Source organism: Xanthomonas sp. NCPPB 3761 (assembly GCF_041475705.2).
GTDB lineage: Bacteria > Pseudomonadota > Gammaproteobacteria > Xanthomonadales > Xanthomonadaceae > Xanthomonas > Xanthomonas phaseoli.
Genome location: NZ_CM191262.1, coordinates 4,895,163 through 4,913,943 on the forward strand (window position 1 = coordinate 4,895,163; position 18,781 = coordinate 4,913,943).

An 18,781-nucleotide genomic window follows, 5' to 3' on the forward strand; every position below is an offset into this window, starting at 1 on the left:
CTCAAGCAGGAACATCACCATGCGTTCAACACTTCACGCCACCGTCGTGACGGCAGGGCTTCTTGCCCTGCTCACCACCAGCGCGGCCATCGCCGCCGTGCCATCGGTGGCGCAATGCACCACGCCGCAGCCGTGGGCGCACTCCAATGCCGGCGTGGTGGTCGGCAACGGCACGGCCGCCAGTTGTACCGCCAGCGCACTCGCCACTGCGGTGGCGCAAGGCGGCTATGTCACCTTCAACTGCGGCACGCGTGCGACCAGCATCGCCGTCAACCAGACCATCGACATCAGCGCCAGCACGCCAACGGTGATCGATGGTCAGGGCAAGATCACCCTGGATGGCCGCCAGGCCGCGCGTATCTTCCAGGTGCAGAACGGCAATGCACTGTCGGTGCGCAATCTCAAACTGCAGAACGGCAGCTCCGTGCAGCCGGCTTCCAACAACCAGTACGCGCCCGGCACCTGGGGTGGCGGCGCGATCAAGGTCAGCTACCGCGGCAAGCTGGAAGTGATCAACAGCCAGTTCCTGAGCAACCGCAGCAGCATTGGGGGTGGTGCCATCTTCGCCGGCAGCGATACCGACGTGACCATCGTCAAGAGCTCGTTCTCCAAGAACACCTCCTGGCTGGGCGGCGCGCTCTACACGCAGCTCAGCCGTCTGACCATCGTCAATTCCGAATTTGTCGGCAACCAGGCCATCAATGCGCCGGCCGGCTTCCCGGATGCCGACCAGTTCGGCAACAGCGGCGCAATCGACACCGACGGCGCCTCGCTCGCCGGCTACCTCAACGCCGCCGCCGGTGGCGCCACGCTCTCGGTGTGCGGCACGGTGGTGCGCAACAACAGCGCGGCCAACAGCGGCGGCGGCGCCACGTTGTGGGCGTATGCACCGGACACCATCGACGTGCGCTACTCCACCTTCGCCAACAACATCGCCTATGGCGGCCCGGCCGGCGGTGCGCGCATCAGCCTGGGCTTTGGCGATACCACGCACTCCGGCACCACCATCACTACGCCGGGCATCATCAACGTCGAAGAAACCAGCTTCATCTCCAACCGCGCCGAAAAGAGCAACGCCGGCGCCTTGTACATGGACTGCTACGGCCCGTCCTGCAACGTCAGCAACAGCACCTTCTATGGCAACTATGCAAAGGGTGTGGGCGCGGCGATCCAGCATGTGGGCTGGCAGCCATCCAATGGCGACCAGGGCAAGACCACGGTGCGCTTCAACAACGTCACCTTCGCCGAGAACACGCCAGGGTCGACGTTGTTCGGTAGTGGGTTCGACATCCGCAACAGCATCTTCTACTCCAAGACCGAGCGCACCTTCTGCAGCGACCAAAGCAGCACCGGCAACAACCTGATCGAGTACTCGGCTGCGGGCGGACTGTTCCACAGCTGCCTCACCGCCGGCCTCGCACGCGCCACCGATCCGCTGCTGGGCGCACCAGCCGCCAATGGCGGCCCCACGCTCACCCAATTGCCGGCGGCCAACAGCCCGGTGCGCAACCTCGGCAGCAATTGCCGCAACATCGACCAGCGTGGTGTTGCGCGTGATACCGCGGCGTGCGATGCGGGTGCGGTAGAAATCAAGTAAGTCCTGCTCGCGCCTCCTTGCCCTCTGGCGAGGACGCGCCGCGTGACCGGGCGGGCGATGTCGCTCGGTCGCGCGATCGAAGGTTCATCGCAGCACGGTGCAGGGCCGGCGTCGATCGTCGTCCGCTGAGCCAGGAATCTCTCGGGCACAGGATGCCGGTTAAATGACGCGCTAGGCCGCGCTCTTTTGGTGCGGCACATGCCGAGCATCGCGACGATCGCGACATCATCCGAAGACCAGGTTCCAACCAGACGGTGCAGCCTCCCCACGGCTATGCCCGCTAGATCGAAACGGATTGATGCACGTCGATCCCATCGCAGTCCCACGCAAGTGCACTCTGCGCGGGGCAAGCGAACTCAATCTTTCGACACTGACCTATTGCATAGCAGTGAAGGACGCACGCGATGCGACCTGGTTCGCAAGCGCATCCATGTGCTGCTGACAAACCCGCTGCCAGCGGCTATGGTCGGGACTGGAACGGGGGTTCTTGCATGGGACGCAAACACAGGGGCAGCACATTCGACGCACTGGCCGCATTGCCCTGGCCACTGGCGCTCGTCGTCGGCCTCGTTGGCTATCTCACGGTGCGCTACGGCATCGCCTGGTGGCTATCGCAGCATGGCGGGCTACTCGCGCAGGGCTTCGCCCAGCAATCAGACGCGCTGTTCGCCCCCCTGGCCTGGATGTTGCTCGGCGTTTGCTGGCTCGCCGCGCTGGTCTCCTACCTCGGCGCGCGCCGCCGCCGCCGCTTCCTCGACACCCGTACCACTCTGGAAAGCCTGGCAGCAGGCGGCTGGCGCCAGTTCGAACAATTGGTCGCCGACGCCTTCCGCCGCCAGGGCTACCACGTCGAAGGGTAATCCCCCCGCCCATTAGCAGACGCCAGAAGTGGAATTTTCTCGTCCCCTTTCCCGAGGAGGTTCCATGAAGAAGTCCCGCTTTACCGACAGCCAGATCATCGCCGTGCTCAAGCAGGCCCAGGCCGGTGCGCCCGTGCCGGAGCTGTGCCGCGAGCACGGCATCAGCTCGGCCACGTTCTACAAGTGGCGCAGCAAGTTCGGCGGCATGGACGTGTCCATGGTCGCGCGCATGAAGGAGCTGGAGGAGGAGAACCGCCGGCTCAAGAAGATGTACGCCGAGGCGCAGCTCAGTACCGACCTGCTGAAGGAAGCGCTCGCAAAAAAATGGTGAGGCCATCTCAGCGACGCGAGATGGCCCAATCGGCAGTCACGAGCGGGCGTACGAACATCCGCCACGCCTGCCAGGCCTTCGCGGTGAGCCAGACCTGCTTCCGCTACCAGGCCAAGGCCAGCGAGCAGAACGCCCGGATCGCCGACTGGCTGGTCCGCCTGACGACCGCCCATCGCGACTGGGGCTTTGGCCTGTGCTACCTGTACCTGCGCAACGTGAAGGGCTTTGGCTGGAATCACAAGCGGGTCTACCGGATCTACCGCGAGCTGGAGTTGAACCTGCGGATCAAGCCGAGGAAGCGGCTGGTGCGTGAGCGGCCCGAGCCTCTGGCGGTGCCGGAGGCTATCAACCAGGTCTGGTCGATGGACTTCATGCACGACCAGTTGGCCGACGGCCGCAGCTTCCGGCTGTTCAATGTGCTCGACGACTTCAATCGCGAGGGGCTGGGGATCGAGGTGGATCTGTCGCTGCCGTCAGCCCGTGTGATCCGATCGCTGGAGCAGATCATCGAGTGGCGCGGCAAGCCCGCCGTGATCCGCTGCGACAACGGCCCTGAATACATCAGTGGCGCGTTGCTGTCCTGGGCGCAGCGGCATGGTATCCGGGTCGAGCACATCCAGCCGGGCAAGCCACAGCAGAACGCCTACGTTGAACGCTACAACCGCACCATCCGCTACGCCTGGCTCGCCCAAACCCTGTTCGACACCATCGACCAGGTGCAGGACAAAGCCACCCGCTGGCTATGGACGTACAACCACGAGCGTCCGAATATGGCGCTCGGCGGCATCACGCCTGCCATGAAGTTGGCGATGGCCGCTTAGCTCCACTTCTGGCGACCGCTAGAAGTGGGGGGATTACCCGGTCGGGCACGATCGTCGATGCGACGCTGATCGCTGCGCCCAGCTCAACCAAGAACGCCGATCGTGCGCGCGACCCTGAGATGCATCAGACCAAGAAAGGCAACCAGTGGTACTTGCAGCCAACGTGGCCGATGTCATGGTGACGCACGCATTGCTGCACGGGAAGGAAGACAGCGTGTTCGGCGACAGCGGCTACACCGGTGCAGAAAAGCGCGACGAGCTACAGAGCTGCGAGGCTGCATTTTTCATTGCCGCCAAGCGACCCCCGAATCAAGCCATTGGCAACAAGCGCGAGCGTGCTCGGGAAGAACGTTGGGAACACTTCAAGGCGAGCGTGCGTGCGAAAGTGGAGCACCCGTTTCGCGTGATCAAGCGCCAGTTTGGCTACACCAAGGTTCGCTATCGCGGCTTGGCCAAGAACACCGCCTGGCAGCTAAAACCGCCAGAAAGTTGCAGAAATCGCACCAAACGCAGCATTTTGCACGTTGCTGCCGTGCAAGAAGCTGGAATTTGAGAGGTTTGGTGAGTTGTTCAGGCCTTCCCTAGAACCAGCAGAAACCGGTCGGTCATTACATGTTTTCTATCGCCGATATTTCATTCTGCAATTCGACAGCATTTATCTCCTCCACATTCACTTCGGTAATAAACGGCAACATCCGGATATCGAAATCGTATGACAACAGCATCGATATATCACGAAAAAATGTTTCATAAGACGCAGCGTTACTCATTACAGTAAGCGATCTAAATATTTCATCTTCCTTGAACAAATCGTAAATTGTTCGAGGGGACGGTTTGCCATAGGCAGCGCAATAAGATTGTGTAAAATCGACCATGGATTGACTGGCAAACCCTCCCTGCAAATCATCATAAAAACCTCGCATCATATCTTTTGCATTTTTTGCTTGCCCATCATACATTCTATCGTTATAAATTAAGTCACGTGTGGATGAAGATATATGAGTGTACTCGTGCAATAAACTTTGACCGGCATGCGCCGCTGGATATCGTCTATACAAAACTGAGTGCTCAGGATTTACTCCATAAAGTGCCTCTGGGAAGGTTGCTATGACTGAATCTTGTATTCTCTTTGCATAATATGACTCCATTAGAGGCATATCTTTTATGCGGTCTGCATCTAGTAAGGTAAAAAATTCATGTCCCTCAGCATTTCGATCAAGGTCGCCTAGAGTTGAAGCAAACCAAAAATTTTTGAAATCTCTTTGAATAATGCGTCGTTGGAATCGCAGGCACCTGGTGGCCACTTCCCCAAATCTTTCTATAACACTCGCTAACAAATTTTCATTAGTAATATCAAGGGTTCTCTTAAAATATCTACTTAAATAATTTTTCAATATTTCGCCTTTTTGCGTCGCTGCAGGAGCGATTTTCTCTTTTGCAAATCTGTAAATTGATTTTGATTTTAAAAGTGAATATTTAGCATATTGCACATGATCCCGGATCATTAATTTTGAGTTCTTAATAGCTGTTGTATCATGATCATTGATCTTCAGTCCACTCGAAAAAACAAAATAATCGCCCTTGAAAATTTTCTTGATTTTCCCGTAAAAATAAATATCACTTTTAGCATCTCGGTCAATAAAAGCTATGCTTTCTGCCATTAATAAGGAATGCTCTTGCATATGTTTAAGGAAATATGCATTAATTGCCTCTTCGGCTTTTTCATTTCTACTAGTCAATGACACAGATATATCGGGAAATCGAATGACCGAACTTGATGAATGCCCGCTAACAAGCTCTGAATGTTTATTCTTTGGCAATACCTTCGTTTGTTTATTTTCTTCAACATGATCAATCGTTTTTTTCTGCTTCCCTTTTGATGAAATATCTTTTATATTAATTTCTCGATCTTGTATGCCATTGTCCGTCTCTAAACGAATACCAGGACGACCGATACGACTTACTCTAGCTGACTGATGGCGAGTGCTGTACGGCAACGCGCTAATATCAATGCCCGTAAGCAACTCAGCAACATTGATCCGCCTAAATCTTTCTGCGCAAATCGCATCACCTTTTTTTTCGTAGTACTCAACTCTTTTTTTATTTGCAAGTAAATTTTCGACTAAAGGCTTTATGCCAAAAGAACCAAGGTTGAGAAATAGATTTAATGCGTCAACAATATTCTTGACGGTGGCGGAAGGCTCCTCATCAGAATCGTCATAAAACCGCCGGAGCGGATTTTCTAGACGCTGAGCTTCAAACAAAAGCCTCATATCTGAATTCCTTCCCCTCATATTCAGCACTTGTTCTTCAGATGCGCAGTGCTGTTTTATGTGATAAGCTGTTTGAGGATCTAAATCAGCCCTCAACGCACGTTTTTCGTGTCTTTCAATCGTCTCGTCTGTCAGACGCTTAAAGGTTAGTGGTAATGGCATAGTAGGATCCGACTCCAGCAGCTGTAACATATTTTGACCATCATTCTCAGATAGTTGGCCATTTAAAACTAACTGATGTATCACGGAGGACAAAAGACTATTTTTTTTTGTGGTATTTACATTCAATGGCAACATTGTTTCCCGAAACCGCAAAGATGCCGCACTCGCCACCGGGAATTTCAAGGGATCAATTAAATGTATAAAATCTCCTGTTTTGTACAATTTATTTATAACCGAATTGAGCGCCTCTTGAATCATGCTTGGAAAAGCATATTTATTGTGATCGTCAAAAACTGAATTCTTTTGTTCAAGTGATTGGATAGGACTCAACGTAGTAGAGCATATAAATTTTTTCGGAAGTTTCATGCGCTTTTCTGGTAATTCATTTTTGTTTTCTTTGGAAATTATCGAGCAGGAAGTATTTTCAAAATTTCCTTGTGTTTTGCTGCCAATAAAATTTTTATGAATTTCTCCAGAGTAGAAGTTATTATATTTAATAATTTTATCAAATTCAGCTGCATTGCTTGGCTTTCCGGGCTCCATCACTAGTCCGGCAGAAGTATTCTGCACACTAGTGAGTATAGAAAGTAAATGCACTATTGAATGAGCTATTTGCTGCCTGTCTTTGTTGCTCGCGTGACTGCCGGGCTGGATGGCCAACTGGTGGATGCGTCTTTCCTGCAACCTTTGACATCCCAGTTGTTCGTCAATCCAATTGATATGCTTTCCATTTTCCTTACGATATTGCGTAATTGAATTTGGCATTTTTAAACTTCCTCACTCGTAGGGTCTGTCAAACGAACTGTGTAACCGATTTTCATCACAGCGCTGCCAGTGGCACTCGTTCCTCGCCGAACATCAATTGGAAGCTCTGCAACGCCGGCTTCCAGTGGTGGATGCTTTTCCAGTTCTTTGACGCTTCCTCATGCCTTGATGCTGCGCATCGAATTGCTGGAGATCCAACCCACCGTCTACCGACAGGTAATCGTGCCGGGGTCGATCACGCTCCCCAAGCTGCACCAAGTGATACAAGCGGCAATGGGGTGGACCGATAGTCATCTGCACGAGTTTGGAATCGGTGGCATGCGCTACGGAACACCCGATCCATTCGACGACGAATCACCTGAATCCGAACACCGAGTGCGGCTGTCCAAGACGTTGGGGCAGGCCAAGGTCTTCAGCTACACCTACGACTTTGGCGATGGTTGGAAGCATCGCGTCGCGGTCGAAGACACGCTGCCCATCGACCCGGCATCGAAGCATTCGATCTGCACCGGCGGCGCCCAATCCTGTCCACCGGAAGATGTAGGTGGACCACTAGGTTACATCATTTCCTGCAAGCGGTTTCAGATCGGACCCATCCCGAACACGCGGCCATGCGCGAGTGGTATGGCGGCGAGTTTGACCCTAGCACCTTTAATGTCGAGGTCGCGAACGGACGGTTGCGACGCGTAAAGCTTTGATGCCTACCGGCGCTTAACCGCACTTTCCGTTCTACTGCGCCTCAAACCCCAATTTTCAGTGCGCAGAACCCCATTTTTATGGTCAATTTTCAACACGCGCCAACACAAAATCTAAGGAACCTCTGAACAAAGCCCTGGACCGCGAGCAAATTGGGAATTTCGGTTGATCGTGGCGATTTCCAGTACTTGAAATCAAGCACTTGCACGAGATGGCAATTGCCCCGGCTCTCAATCGTAAGCTCGCGAAATAGTTGTTCAGAGCTTCCCTAACTTTTAGTAAGTACGGTGTCGCCTGGACCGTCAGCAACGGTTCGTTCCACCCCATCAACGGTCGCGCGAGCTCGTGCCGCTCGGCCACCCCGCCGCCGCGCTTCTATCAAGCGCGAACGGCGACGTGGCGTGCGCCATTTACCACTGGAAGTACTTTGCCTCCGACTCGAGCAATGCGGAGATCGTCGAACTCATCATTCGCACAAGATTATCGAACGCGCTATTCATTCTTGAATATTTTTCCGCGATGCTTTGGGACAGATTCTGGACATTATCTTTTTCGCTTGAAAAACCGGAATACCACGCATTGTACTGGGTGACGCTGATGTCAGCGTTGCTATATTCCGCCAACGAATCGCGCATTCCGATCAAATTCGTCAGATCAAGCCTCAGCGTCGTGGTAGCGTCGGCGTTCTTCGTCGCGATAAAATTACCGCTCAGCTCCTTGTTCCAATCATTAACCGAGAGCAAGGAAGTGCCCGGAGTCGTCAGTGACCACTGCGACAGACTATCGATTTTCTGCTGAATTTCAGAGCGCAAATCGTCGGCATTGAAGGTTACCTTCGAGCCATCATCGGTCGCCTTGACGTACTTCGACAGATCGGCGACAAGATCGGTGGCTGATTGCGTGTAGCTCATATACTCACTGATCAGGTTGCCATAATTATCGACAATCGCTGCCTTCGCGGCGCCGATTGTCGCATAGAGACCGCCGTATTGAGCAGCGTCCGACCGCTCCAGACTATCGAGGTTGGCATTGGCGCGAGCAACATCGGGATTCCAGCTTTCAAATAAAGTCGACATGTATTGAGTTATTTTCGATAGCCATGCCTCGTTGTCAATCGATTGGCCCAACCACTTTCCGACTAGACCATAAGCAGGATCAATATCTTTCAATGCTGATGGATTATACTTCTCATCAGTTTTGTTAAATGTTTGATTATCTTCTGGAATGCCGCCGCCGTAATATGCACGCCATGCTGCAAGGTAGTCATTGAAAGAATTGATGGTTTCTTTAAATTTTTCCGAGGGATAGACAAAGTATCCGCCTGCAGGATCGGGACTAATCGTATAAAATTCTGGAAGGTTATCGGGAAGGACGCTCACATGATTGTTTTTGTTAAATGACGCTTCCACTTTCTCCAAGGCAGCGGAGGCTTCCGAATAGGAAGGCGGAGTACCACTCAAAGAATAGTCACTTCCGCCAGACGCCTGCCAGAGACAAGCGGCAGCGTCCCTGTCGTCTTGCAGGCGATTACAGAATGCCTGGTCGTCGAGATAGGCCTGCACGGTGTCTAAGTTGAGTTGATACGCCTCGAAGGTGCCCTTTCCCGGCAGATTGAATTCGTGGATCCGCCAATCCCCGCCCAATGCCACCGAGGCGTAGGCGGGATCAATACCGGCGTTGACGATCAACGGCGCGCTGTACTTCGAGGCAAATACCTGAATCTTCTCTTCGCAACCAGTCGGGTCCGTCTCGGTATTCTCCTGGACATATGCGGCAAGAACTTTATAGTCCGCCGCATACTGTGCGTAGTATGCCTTGAGGTCTTCCAGCGAATTGATCTTGATCGCATCAACGTCCGCTGGGGTGCTTGGCACCCAGGAAGGCGTACTTGTATCCGGATCGGGCGCGGGCGATGGATCGCTCTGTGTAGGCGGACTTGCCAATGCGCCGAGTCCGTGTTTCGGACCGCTCGCTGATGATGACAATGCCATCTCATGTCGAGGGTCAAGGGCCGACTTCGTCATCAACTGCTCATGCAATGGGGATATGGCCTCAACCTGCGTCATTCGATGACCTTGAATTGCTAGCCTGATATTCGAAAACGCGTCGGCGCGAGCTTCCGATTGCATCTTCAACGCAAACGCGAGGTTGTGCGCATTTCCCATTGCGGCGTCGTTAACCGCACGCTGCACGATGGCGCCCGTTTTATCGAGCGGCGCCATATTCGACTCGCGCAGCTCGCCGGCATCGGCCGGCAGCAGCTCGCTTGCAGCAAGCGTCACCTCGCGAAGCATATCGCTCACCCGACCGTTCGATTGCGGGTGCTGAACTGGCGCAGTGTCGTCCGGGCGATTCGCGTCTTTCATTCGTGGCGCATATGCCGCCGACTTCGCAGTGACGCACGCCGCATATTGCTCGCTCGTGTAAATCTCGCCTTGAATGATGCTTTCCAATAGTTTCATTAATACCACCCTATTTATAGCTGCTACTCTATTTATAGCTGCTACTTCCGACCTTGGCGCTCAAAAAACGTGCATTCGCGACTCACCCTCAGGCTATGCTGACGACGTCCGGAAACTGGGATGCGAGAGCATCCTGCTTTCCAGATACCTGAATATTCTCTGTTTGTCTCCCAGATCATCACCACGATGGGCGTGTCGTAACGTTTCGATCGAATTGAATAACGAACCCGACGAATGACGATACCGTTGCAGGATGTTGAGTCTCGGGTCAGCAATAAGCACATCGAAAATCCGCGTGTCGTCATAAATCATGGCGATATTGGCCGCATAGGTGAGCGCGCTGACTTCCATATCGTAATTCGGGGGCCTGCACGGCTTGTTGACATCCACCCGCGGGTCCGAAAGATACAACCGGTACTTTGCGAGGTCTGCATGACATGGTGCTGCCGGTAGTCCTCTGGCATGCACATCGATCCCGTCGAGCCCGAGGAGATAGTGCAGTTTGTCCAGACTCTGATCGGGCGTCGCCATCTCATGCCATAATAGCGACTGTCCCCGATAGGTTGCGTTGACATCGAAACGCCCGGAGTCGACAAGTACGCGGAGGGTCGCGACGTCGCCATAATGGATCGCATCCACGAAGTAGCGCCTTCGCAATTCGGGATGTGCGGTTCCCTGAAAGCGCGTGCATGCGAGGATGGCTTTGATCGCTTCCTGGCAATGGTTGTAGATGGCGCCGAACACAAAGCCGCGCTGCTCCCAGTTCAGCATCTGCAGCGTAACGATCTTGTCGTGCAGATTGTTCGTCATCGCCAGCAGGGCGCGATACGAATGCTGATGAAGCGGAAACGCAAGGGATCTGGATAGAAGCGTTTCGCCGCGCACCCTCACATCATCTATAGTCATGCTCATTCGGTGAGCGAAATGAAGTGCGTCAGGCTGATCGGAAAGCGTCGCATCGATCACTTGTTGTCGGCGTTTTTCCGCCGTCCACCTTTTTTGGAACGTCAGTGCGGCAAGGTTCCTGCTGCGGCGATCCACCTGCGACATTCGTGCCAGTTCGCGCAGATCACAATGGTCGAATATGGTGCCTAGCGCGTAATCGTGCAGCATGCCCAAGCTGCATGATGGCGTCGCGTCGGAATTATCAACGGCGTGGTCTTCATCGGCTGGCTGCGCGGATGCGCTGGCATCCGCGCAGCCATCGGACGAGGGGCCGTGAGTCGGCGCGGCTTCGACGGCATGAACGAGCGGCGGCCAGCGACCCGTCTGCGAGATAGGTGCGTTATATATGTCATGCCTCCTTGTTCTTTCTGATAGGCGAGAACGTACTGTGCCCGACCTGGACCTGGCGTAGCGGTCTCCATCGCGTCCTCATCGTGGTTGGAACCCTTATCAGTGACTGCGGACGCAGGCGACGTGTCCGTCGTCGTACCGGCGCCGGCTCAAGTCCAACGTTCAAGGTGCCGGCGCAACTCCGCATGGACATGCTGGCGGATATCCGCCTCGATTCTCGCAGCGAGGCCAGGTGCATTCCGTTGTTTCCTTCGGTTTGTGTCGTCCTTTTCGCCCTTGCCATTCACGCCACGCCTGCGGTCGGTCGGGACTGCGTCGCTTACCATCTCCGACACTTCGAACCGCAACCCAACCGGGCTCGATACCGTCACAACTGTAATTGCAGGCCGGACAACCCTATTCGTAGACCGGTTGACGACCACGTGTATGTTGTTGATATGCCGGGAGGGCAACGGTGGTGCTGGCGTATGACCCGCGATCGGGCCGGACACGGCACCCGATGGGAGACCCGACGGCACAGACGACCGGAGGGAGACCGGGCCTCACCGCGCCGGCAGCGGATGGATGGCTCGCGCTCGTACCCTCCGTAGGCCGCACCTGCCGCTCGACGCCCGAAGCGGGCCAGCATTCCCTCGTCGCTGCGCTCGTGGTCGCTCCGGCAAAAAAACTGGTGTCGCGATAATCGTCGTCTAACTCCTGCTCATCCGAATCTCTATCGCGTTCATCCACCCAGTAGTCAGCGGACGGGCCATAGGAACACGGATGAGTGTTGTCGACCCGCGCCAGCCCGCCCTCCAGCCTCCGGTTGTATCCGTAGACGCCAATGACCGCGTAACGCCGCTCCGGAAACCGGGCCGAGTTGTAGATATCTGTGGTGCGATTGCCGTGATAGCCATATATGCGGGTCATTATTGCATCGTCCATCGCAGCTCCTCATGACGTGATTGGCGCTGTTCATCATAACGCGGTATAGAGCGCGGCGTTCAAAACCGATGCGGCCGCAGCAAGTTTTCCATCGACAACCGCTGCATATCTGGATATCGCAGCCGACTCGTCTTTGCCTCCGCAGTCGTCGCCCGCACCGTCGGCGAATAGAGCTGCCGCCGATGAAAAGGCCGCCGGCAGCAGCGGATCGTCGCACTGCGGCTGGGCGCCGTCGTGAAGCGTTACCGGACGGAATGCCACCCGGATGTAATCCGACGTTCCTTCCGGAATCGGCGCAAACGTCATCGCCGCGGTACGCCCGCACTCCAGCAGTCCGCCGCCGTGGCGCGTCACGCCATCTAATACATAATCCGTTGTCTCGAAGCGCAGTTGCGGCCCACTGGTCTCAGACATACGCCCGTACGCCTCGGCCGGGAAGCTCGTCACCGATTCGATCTGCAACCACTGCGTGAGAGCGCCGATTTCGACGCGCACCGTGCATTGGCCCAGCGGAAAAACGGCGGTGTAGTATCCGTCGTATGTCGCGTGTGCGGGCACGCATCGGCGCACGACGTTTTCTTCAAATGCGAATGTCAGCGGCAACGCAATGCGCCGATAGGACAACGCAGGTTCGGTCATCGGCAGACCATTGCGCACGCACGCCATGTAAAGCGTCAGTTGGTCTGCGCCAGCATGCCGCAGTTCGAACGGCCCATTGCTTCGGAACTCGCCACCGCCGGTCAGATAAAGCAATCCCCGCCGACGCAATCCGCTCACGCCTTTTTTTGGATCGCACACGTCGTGGCAAATATCGCCGCCGAGATTCACGTCCCACTGCATCTGGCTGATCTCGGACAGTTCGCGCTCGCTCGGAAAAAACAACATGGCGCCGAGGTTCGTCAATGCAGACTCCCGCAAACGGCTGCGCGTCAACTTCGGCAACGCGGACGCGGGCACCGCGCAAACCTGATCGACGAACATCAGCGCCATGCGTTGGCATGCGCCCATCCATAGCGGCCGGCGCACGATCTCCGCATTGCAGACCGGATGCCCGGTCGGCTCATAGTCGACGACGGAGCCGCCGCCGCCGGCGCACATCGCTTCTAGAAACGCGAGGCCCGACTGCGTGAGCGCATGAATCAGACCCTGGTCGAGCCACGATGCGTCGATCAGGCCCGACGCCTGTCCGCGCAGCCGGAGGTTCTGCCGGTAGATCAGATACCGTCCGATGACGGTGACATCCATTTCCTTACGCAATACATCGCACAGCAGGTATTGAATCGTGCCGTTGTAGCCCGTATCGACGAGGCATAGCGTGTCGCCACGCTTGAGCCCAGTCTGCGCGACGATGTGCGTGATCAGCCGGCCGCGGAACGCTTTCGAACGCGTCTTGATGGCGTCCAGCATCTGCGCGGAAAAAAAATCGTTAATCGCGCGCGGCGTGTCTTCTTTCGCAATGAAGGCTTCTGTAAAACGCGCGCGCTCTTCGTCGTTCAGCAGCAGACAGGCTCCACATTGCGCAGGACTCAGCCGATATTCGAGCGTACTCAGCTTGACGAAATTCTGGATTGCATGGTCATTGTCGAAGGACGCGGAGAACGCGGTTTTCCGGCTGATGTGCAATGACGGATGCGGCTCATTGGGCGCGACGATATCAGCGGCGTTGCGCAACAGGTGGGCGTCGCGCATCAGGAACGCGAAGCGGACTGTCGGCTGATCAGTGTCGCGTGTCCGGTCGGCGAACTCGTCGGCCAGTGTTTTCGCAAAGGCGAACACCACCGGTCCGAGCAGATGCCAACCTAGTTCACCGTGCCAGCTTGTGCGCCCGGACTGCGTTTGACATTCGAGGCCGTCGTAAAGAGTCCACACGGATCGGGTCTCTCCAACGCCGCTGAACATCAGCCGGGTCGCGAACTCGCGCCGGCGCAGCACAGCCTCGGCCGCGCCGGCATACCGATCGAGACGCAGGCACGCGATACCCAGCTTCGACGGCGCCTGCACGTCGGCAATGGGATTGTCGCCCAGATGCATGATCGTGTCCGGCGTCGCGCACAACTCGCCGAGCACGCAGTGCCAGAGCTGACGGGCCTTTCCGATCCGGTAGTCGGACGAGCAGAAGATCTGATCGACCAGCTCGTCGACTTCGGGCGACACCGACGCGATGAGCGCACGCAACTGGCCGGCGCTGAAACATGTGTCGCTGACGACGATAACGGACATCCCGAGACGCCGGGCCTCGCGCATGCAGGCAAGCACCGCCGGCGCGACGAAACAGATCGACGACTCCGCATCCTGTTCGTACGACATACACGCCGCTATCTGTGCGGCGCCGTCAGGTTCTGGGAATAGCTGCTGATACACCTCCCGCAGCGTGACTTCTGGAACCTCGCGCTGTTCAAACCGGACACGGCGCGCCAACGATTCGGCCGCCACACGATGGTAGGCGGTGTAGCCCTGCGTCGAAAACGGCGGCTTGCCGGCCAACTCGCAAAACACCTGGTTCGGCGCGCCCACGCCCCGCCATAGCAGCGTATCGAAGCAGTCGAATGAAGCGACGGTCTTGCCCTCGGCTGCATGACGCCAGACCTCCAGCAGGGCGTGCGGTGCAATGCCTTTCATCGTTTCCAAGCTATCAATCCTGTTTGGTCGTGGAACGGCGCGCTGGCCGTTACTTTAATTCACGCTATATAGTTCGTCTCACATACGCCGCTAGCTAGACCCGAGCGCGCACGATCCGACCGGCATCGCAAGCGCAATGGCTTGCCGCCGGGGCTCGTCGAGCTTGTAAAAATCCATTTTCAACGCTAATCGTCTGCTTGCTGCGGCACTTTCCTTCTGTGCGCCAGCGGAATACCCGCCAACCTTGAACAGTTGCCGAATGGTTTGCAGCGAACCCTCGGTCATCGTCGCGTCGCCTGTTGCGCCGCCCTGCTTTTCCGGCGACGCAAGCAACACGCACATCAGGCGTTCGCTGCGGCGCGCGCTCAGATCGAGATTGAACAGATACGATCCGGCCGGATCGGTATAGCCGACCACGGTGATGTTCTTCAACGGCACCATTGCCGGATCGTTCTGAATCAGCGCGATCAGATCGGTGACATAGCTTCGCAGCAACGCTTCCTGCTTCGCGCTCAGGCGGTCGCTTCCGAGCGGAAAAAGCGCTGACTGGCCGAGATCGATCGTATTAGTGGCAACGTCGACCGAAAAGCCGTGTTGCTGCGACAACGCCAATATCTTCTTCAATGCGGCGGAAATATCCGACTCGTAGGCAGCAAGACGGGCCACGTTATGCGAAGTGTTCGCAGCCGCGTCTACGGAACGCTCGTCGCGCTGCATCGTCGCAGCTGCGTCGGCGCCGACGACTTTCTCGCCGCGCGGCGACGTTCCGCCCGACGGTTCCGATTGGATGATCCAGATCAGCAGCATGCTGCAGGCCAGCACCAGAAAAAGCGAGGTCATGCCTGTCATCATGTCAGAGAGCGAAACCCAGAACGGGCTTTCTTCCGGGCCACGCCCAACGTCACGCCGGGGAAGAGGTTGGTACTGATACAGGTTCACTAAACTCGATCTCGCGAAATCGTAATGTCGTTTAACGCAAGCGCAATCCGCTTGATTTGCCGTTCCGTCGCCTCCGACGTCCGCGTCAAATGCGTCATCGGGTCCTCGCCGGGGTTGAACGCAAACACCCCGTCAATCGTCGACGACAGTTCCTGAAGCTGATGGAAGCATTGCGCCATCAACAACTTCTCGATGAACGTGGTCAAGAGCGCGCACAGCACCGCAATGGCGGAAACGACGAATGCGTCCGACACGCTGTGCAGCAGGCGGCCCAACGCGCCTGTCAGCACGTTCGGATCCATCACCATCTTCACCGCCGCCGGCGCGTGGACGATGGTTGCGCCCGCCATGCCGCCTTCGCCTTGATCGAGGGTCTTCAGGCCCGTCACCATCGGCAGTGGCGCCGCAGCCCCGGAAATGAAAGAGACAAACGCCCCGTCGGGAACCGCTGCACTCGCCCCGCTAACGGCGACGTGTCCGATCGCTCCAGTCTGCTGCAGCGGGGTAACCAACGCGGCGGCCTTCGGCACGATGGCATCCGCGAAGTGATGCAGACCGAGCAGCAAACCGGAGAACGTCCCGACAATCCCGATGCCGGTCATCAATCCCGGGCAATGGCGAAAGAACTCCAGCTTCAACGGGACCTCGACGTTTTCCTGCCGGTCGAAACAGACGGCAGCGGGTATCGTCGCGCGGTTGCCCGCCGCGCCGCCGGCCGACGCCAGCGTTTTCCGGTAGTTCTGCCAAGAGCGCGCAAGATGGCGGTCTGCGTCGAAAATCGCATCGAACTCAGCATCCGCAACCGGGCCACCGCCCAACGCAGCCATTTGCCGGACACGGCCGTTGGCGCGCCGGATCCGCACAAGCAACAACAACGATGGCAGAACGAAGCACAACGCAAAATACAGCGAAAGCACCATCAATCCGCACAGCAACAGCAAGACGGAAAGCGGCATCTCCGTCAAATCGACATACATCACAAAAGAACAGCTCCTTAGGCGAATCATCAGGCGATGCGCATTCGAGACTAGGCGAATGCGCAATCGATCGAAATCAACGGGAACACCCGATTCCTCTTTGCCACGACGGCTGGTTCACGGGGCGGCGTTATTCAACTTCGTCAGGTGTGGGAGAAGAAAAGCTTTGTCTTGCCCTGGCCGTGTCCACCGGATTGCGCTGCCCCGGCCCCGCTGTCAGGACCACCTGCGGCTGCTGCGGCACATCGAAGCGGAAGCGCGGCGTGTCCGGCGATGCGGACCGGGATGGCGTCGGCACCGCGTCGTGCGGTGATGATGTCGACGATACGGACGGGGACATCGGAGGCGTGCCGTTCACTTCGCTCGGTGTGGGAGAAAAGCTTTGTCTTGCCCTGGCCGTGTCCACCGGATTGCGCTGCCCCGGCCCCGCTGTCAGGACCACCTGCGGCTGCTGCGGCACATCGAAGCGGAAGCGCGGCGTGTCCGGCGATGCGGACCGGGATGGCGTCGGCACCGCGTCGTGCGGTGATGATGTCGACGATACGGACGGGGACATCGGAGGCGTGCCGTTCACTTCGCTCGGTGTGGGAGAAAAGCTTTGTCTTGCCCCGGCCGTGTCCACCGGATTGCGCTGCCCCGGGCCTGCTGTCAGGACCACCTCCGGATGCTGCGGCACATCGAAGCGGAAGCGCGGCGTGTGCGGCGATGCGGACCGGGATGGCGTCGGCATCGCGTCGTGCGGTGATGATGTCGGCGATGCGGACCAGGACATCGGAGGCATGCCGTTCACTTCTGTAGCGCCGCGCGTCGAATCAAGCGGTGCCGGCAGCGCACTATGCGTCTCAACCAGCGGGCTGGTTGTCGCGGCAGGCTGCCCCGCGAGTTCATCGGGGCCTGCAACCGGCGTCTCGACCTCATTGGCCGATGAGCCCCGCCGGCTGCGATGTCCGGTCGATACCCGCTGCGTGTCGTCGGTGTCGGCGTTGCCGCCAGCCAACCCACCCGCTGCGTCGTTACCCGGTGCGGCCTCCGGTTCCCCGCCCGGACGGTGGCCGGAGGTGGATACGCCGGCATTCCGGTTGGCGCCGGATCCCGGGCACAGGTTAAAGGTGTGCCCGTTCATGGTCTGAGCGCCGTTGCGGTTCAACAACACGAGGTGCCGCAAATCCGGCGGCGCGGCATACTGCGGGGTTGAGCCGCAGCGATCCGACGGAACCTCGCCCGCCGGGTCTCGATGGGCCTCAGTGCTTTGATTGTCAGTTATCTGGTTTTCCGGGCGCTGATGGTCAGTTACCTCGTTTCTGGCTGTATTCGTCGCATCCTGGTTGTTCTTGGGGCGCCGCAGAAACTCCGGCATCATGTGCAGCAATTCGCTGGCGGCCGCCAGGTTCAGCCCCCTTTCCTCCGCATTGACGGCATTGCAGCACAGCAACTGTCGCGACGCGTCCCACACCGCCTGCTTCGAGCCCGAATGGAGCCGCTCCTCCGCCTTATCGGTTGTTTCGCCGTACACGAATTGCGCTCTGAGCTGGGTGCGCGGCATGACATGCTGCGCGTAATACGCCTCCAGGTGCCGCATATCCGAGGCCCCTGTGCTGCGTTGCGAAAGCGCTTCGTTCAACGCGGTCCATGCCCGGGACCAGCCCTTGTAACTGGGTTTTCCCGTGCTTGAATTGTGATCGAGCTTCCCAGCGAACACTTCGTCCGACTTTCCCGGCTGCTTGACATGATACTTCGACGCCGCGTCGATTGCATCGATGAAGGCGTTGACCATCGTATTTCGCTTCGACATGTGCGCCGCGTCTTGCGAGTCGTACATCGACGTGACATTCAACATGTGCAGCGCGTACATGAACTTACGCAAATACTTCTGCGTCGCACTGTTCGGCTCCGTACCCTCCAGCAGCAACGTCAACTGACGGCTTGCGTTCAACGCGCGCGCCCCCCCGTGAGCGAGGATCAGTTCGCGCGCGAACGCCTTCATCGACATCTCGATTTCTTCGGTCGATGCATTCGGTGCGGTGACCGTCCTCGCGGCTGACACGGAGGACGCCGAGAA

Annotated in this window: 9 protein-coding genes and 3 pseudogenes; 5 read left to right on the top strand and 7 right to left on the bottom strand. The window is 57.1% G+C overall.

Features of this window, described 5'->3' with window-relative positions; genetic code table 11:
• The first annotated feature begins 46 nt into the window (after window positions 1–46).
• The 4 genes and pseudogenes from ACCQ00_RS21215 to ACCQ00_RS21230 all read left to right on the top strand — a co-directional run.
• The gene (locus ACCQ00_RS21215; protein WP_180301616.1) at window positions 47–1,597 is read left to right on the top strand and encodes a choice-of-anchor Q domain-containing protein; all 1,551 of its coding nucleotides are present in this window, start codon (window positions 47–49) and stop codon (window positions 1,595–1,597) included.
• Window positions 1,598–2,088: 491 nt separating this feature from the next.
• A pseudogene (locus ACCQ00_RS21220) lies at window positions 2,089–2,451 on the top strand (restriction endonuclease); the annotation flags it as partial.
• A gap of 70 nt (window positions 2,452–2,521) precedes the next feature.
• Window positions 2,522–3,609 (top strand): IS3-like element ISXac2 family transposase gene (locus ACCQ00_RS21225; RefSeq protein WP_099770635.1). Its coding sequence is split into 2 segments (ribosomal slippage): window positions 2,522–2,774 and window positions 2,774–3,609, totalling 1,089 coding nucleotides; the frame shifts between segments, so codons are not numbered across the junction.
• Between the two features lie 20 nt (window positions 3,610–3,629).
• Window positions 3,630–4,162: pseudogene (locus ACCQ00_RS21230) on the top strand (transposase); the annotation flags it as partial.
• Between the two features lie 55 nt (window positions 4,163–4,217).
• Here ACCQ00_RS21230 and ACCQ00_RS21235 read toward each other — a convergent pair.
• A complete protein-coding gene (locus ACCQ00_RS21235) occupies window positions 4,218–6,809 on the bottom strand; it encodes a hypothetical protein (protein WP_372354027.1) in 2,592 nt (863 codons plus the stop codon).
• Window positions 6,810–6,977: 168 nt separating this feature from the next.
• Between ACCQ00_RS21235 and ACCQ00_RS21240 the strand changes: the two are divergent.
• Window positions 6,978–7,507: pseudogene (locus tag ACCQ00_RS21240) on the top strand (plasmid pRiA4b ORF-3 family protein).
• 408 nt (window positions 7,508–7,915) lie between these two features.
• Here ACCQ00_RS21240 and ACCQ00_RS21245 read toward each other — a convergent pair.
• The 6 genes from ACCQ00_RS21245 to ACCQ00_RS21270 form a co-directional block, all read right to left on the bottom strand.
• Window positions 7,916–9,967 carry an IpaD/SipD/SspD family type III secretion system needle tip protein gene (locus ACCQ00_RS21245; protein ID WP_039571082.1) on the bottom strand — a complete coding sequence of 684 codons (2,052 nt, stop codon included), beginning with the start codon at window positions 9,965–9,967 and terminating at the stop codon, window positions 7,916–7,918.
• 93 nt (window positions 9,968–10,060) lie between these two features.
• Complete coding sequence (locus tag ACCQ00_RS21250) at window positions 10,061–11,080, bottom strand: F-box protein (RefSeq protein WP_039571080.1); 1,020 nt, start codon at window positions 11,078–11,080, stop codon at window positions 10,061–10,063.
• Between the two features lie 1,140 nt (window positions 11,081–12,220).
• Window positions 12,221–14,815: a hypothetical protein gene (locus ACCQ00_RS21255; protein WP_127446621.1), complete on the bottom strand. Its 2,595-nt coding sequence runs from the start codon at window positions 14,813–14,815 to the stop codon at window positions 12,221–12,223.
• Window positions 14,816–14,896: 81 nt separating this feature from the next.
• Window positions 14,897–15,646: an OmpA family protein gene (locus tag ACCQ00_RS21260; protein WP_052758119.1), complete on the bottom strand. Its 750-nt coding sequence runs from the start codon at window positions 15,644–15,646 to the stop codon at window positions 14,897–14,899.
• 98 nt (window positions 15,647–15,744) lie between these two features.
• A complete protein-coding gene (locus ACCQ00_RS21265) occupies window positions 15,745–16,722 on the bottom strand; it encodes an anti-phage protein ZorA-like protein (RefSeq protein WP_039571075.1) in 978 nt (325 codons plus the stop codon).
• A 130-nt stretch (window positions 16,723–16,852) separates the two neighbouring features.
• The gene (locus ACCQ00_RS21270; RefSeq protein WP_503290785.1) at window positions 16,853–18,712 is read right to left on the bottom strand and encodes a hypothetical protein; all 1,860 of its coding nucleotides are present in this window, start codon (window positions 18,710–18,712) and stop codon (window positions 16,853–16,855) included.
• Between the last annotated feature and the right edge of the window lie 69 nt (window positions 18,713–18,781).

What these genes read in the sequence shown, in the direction of transcription:
- ACCQ00_RS21235 (WP_372354027.1), bottom strand. Translation starts at nt 6,809, where the DNA reads ATGCCAAATTCAATTACGCAATATCGTAAGGAAAATGGAAAGCATATC.
- ACCQ00_RS21245 (WP_039571082.1), bottom strand. Translation starts at nt 9,967, where the DNA reads ATGAAACTATTGGAAAGCATCATTCAAGGCGAGATTTACACGAGCGAG.
- ACCQ00_RS21250 (WP_039571080.1), bottom strand. Translation starts at nt 11,080, where the DNA reads ATGCTGCACGATTACGCGCTAGGCACCATATTCGACCATTGTGATCTG.
- ACCQ00_RS21260 (WP_052758119.1), bottom strand. Translation starts at nt 15,646, where the DNA reads ATGACCTCGCTTTTTCTGGTGCTGGCCTGCAGCATGCTGCTGATCTGG.
- ACCQ00_RS21265 (WP_039571075.1), bottom strand. Translation starts at nt 16,722, where the DNA reads ATGTATGTCGATTTGACGGAGATGCCGCTTTCCGTCTTGCTGTTGCTG.
- ACCQ00_RS21270 (WP_503290785.1), bottom strand. Translation starts at nt 18,712, where the DNA reads ATGTCGATGAAGGCGTTCGCGCGCGAACTGATCCTCGCTCACGGGGGG.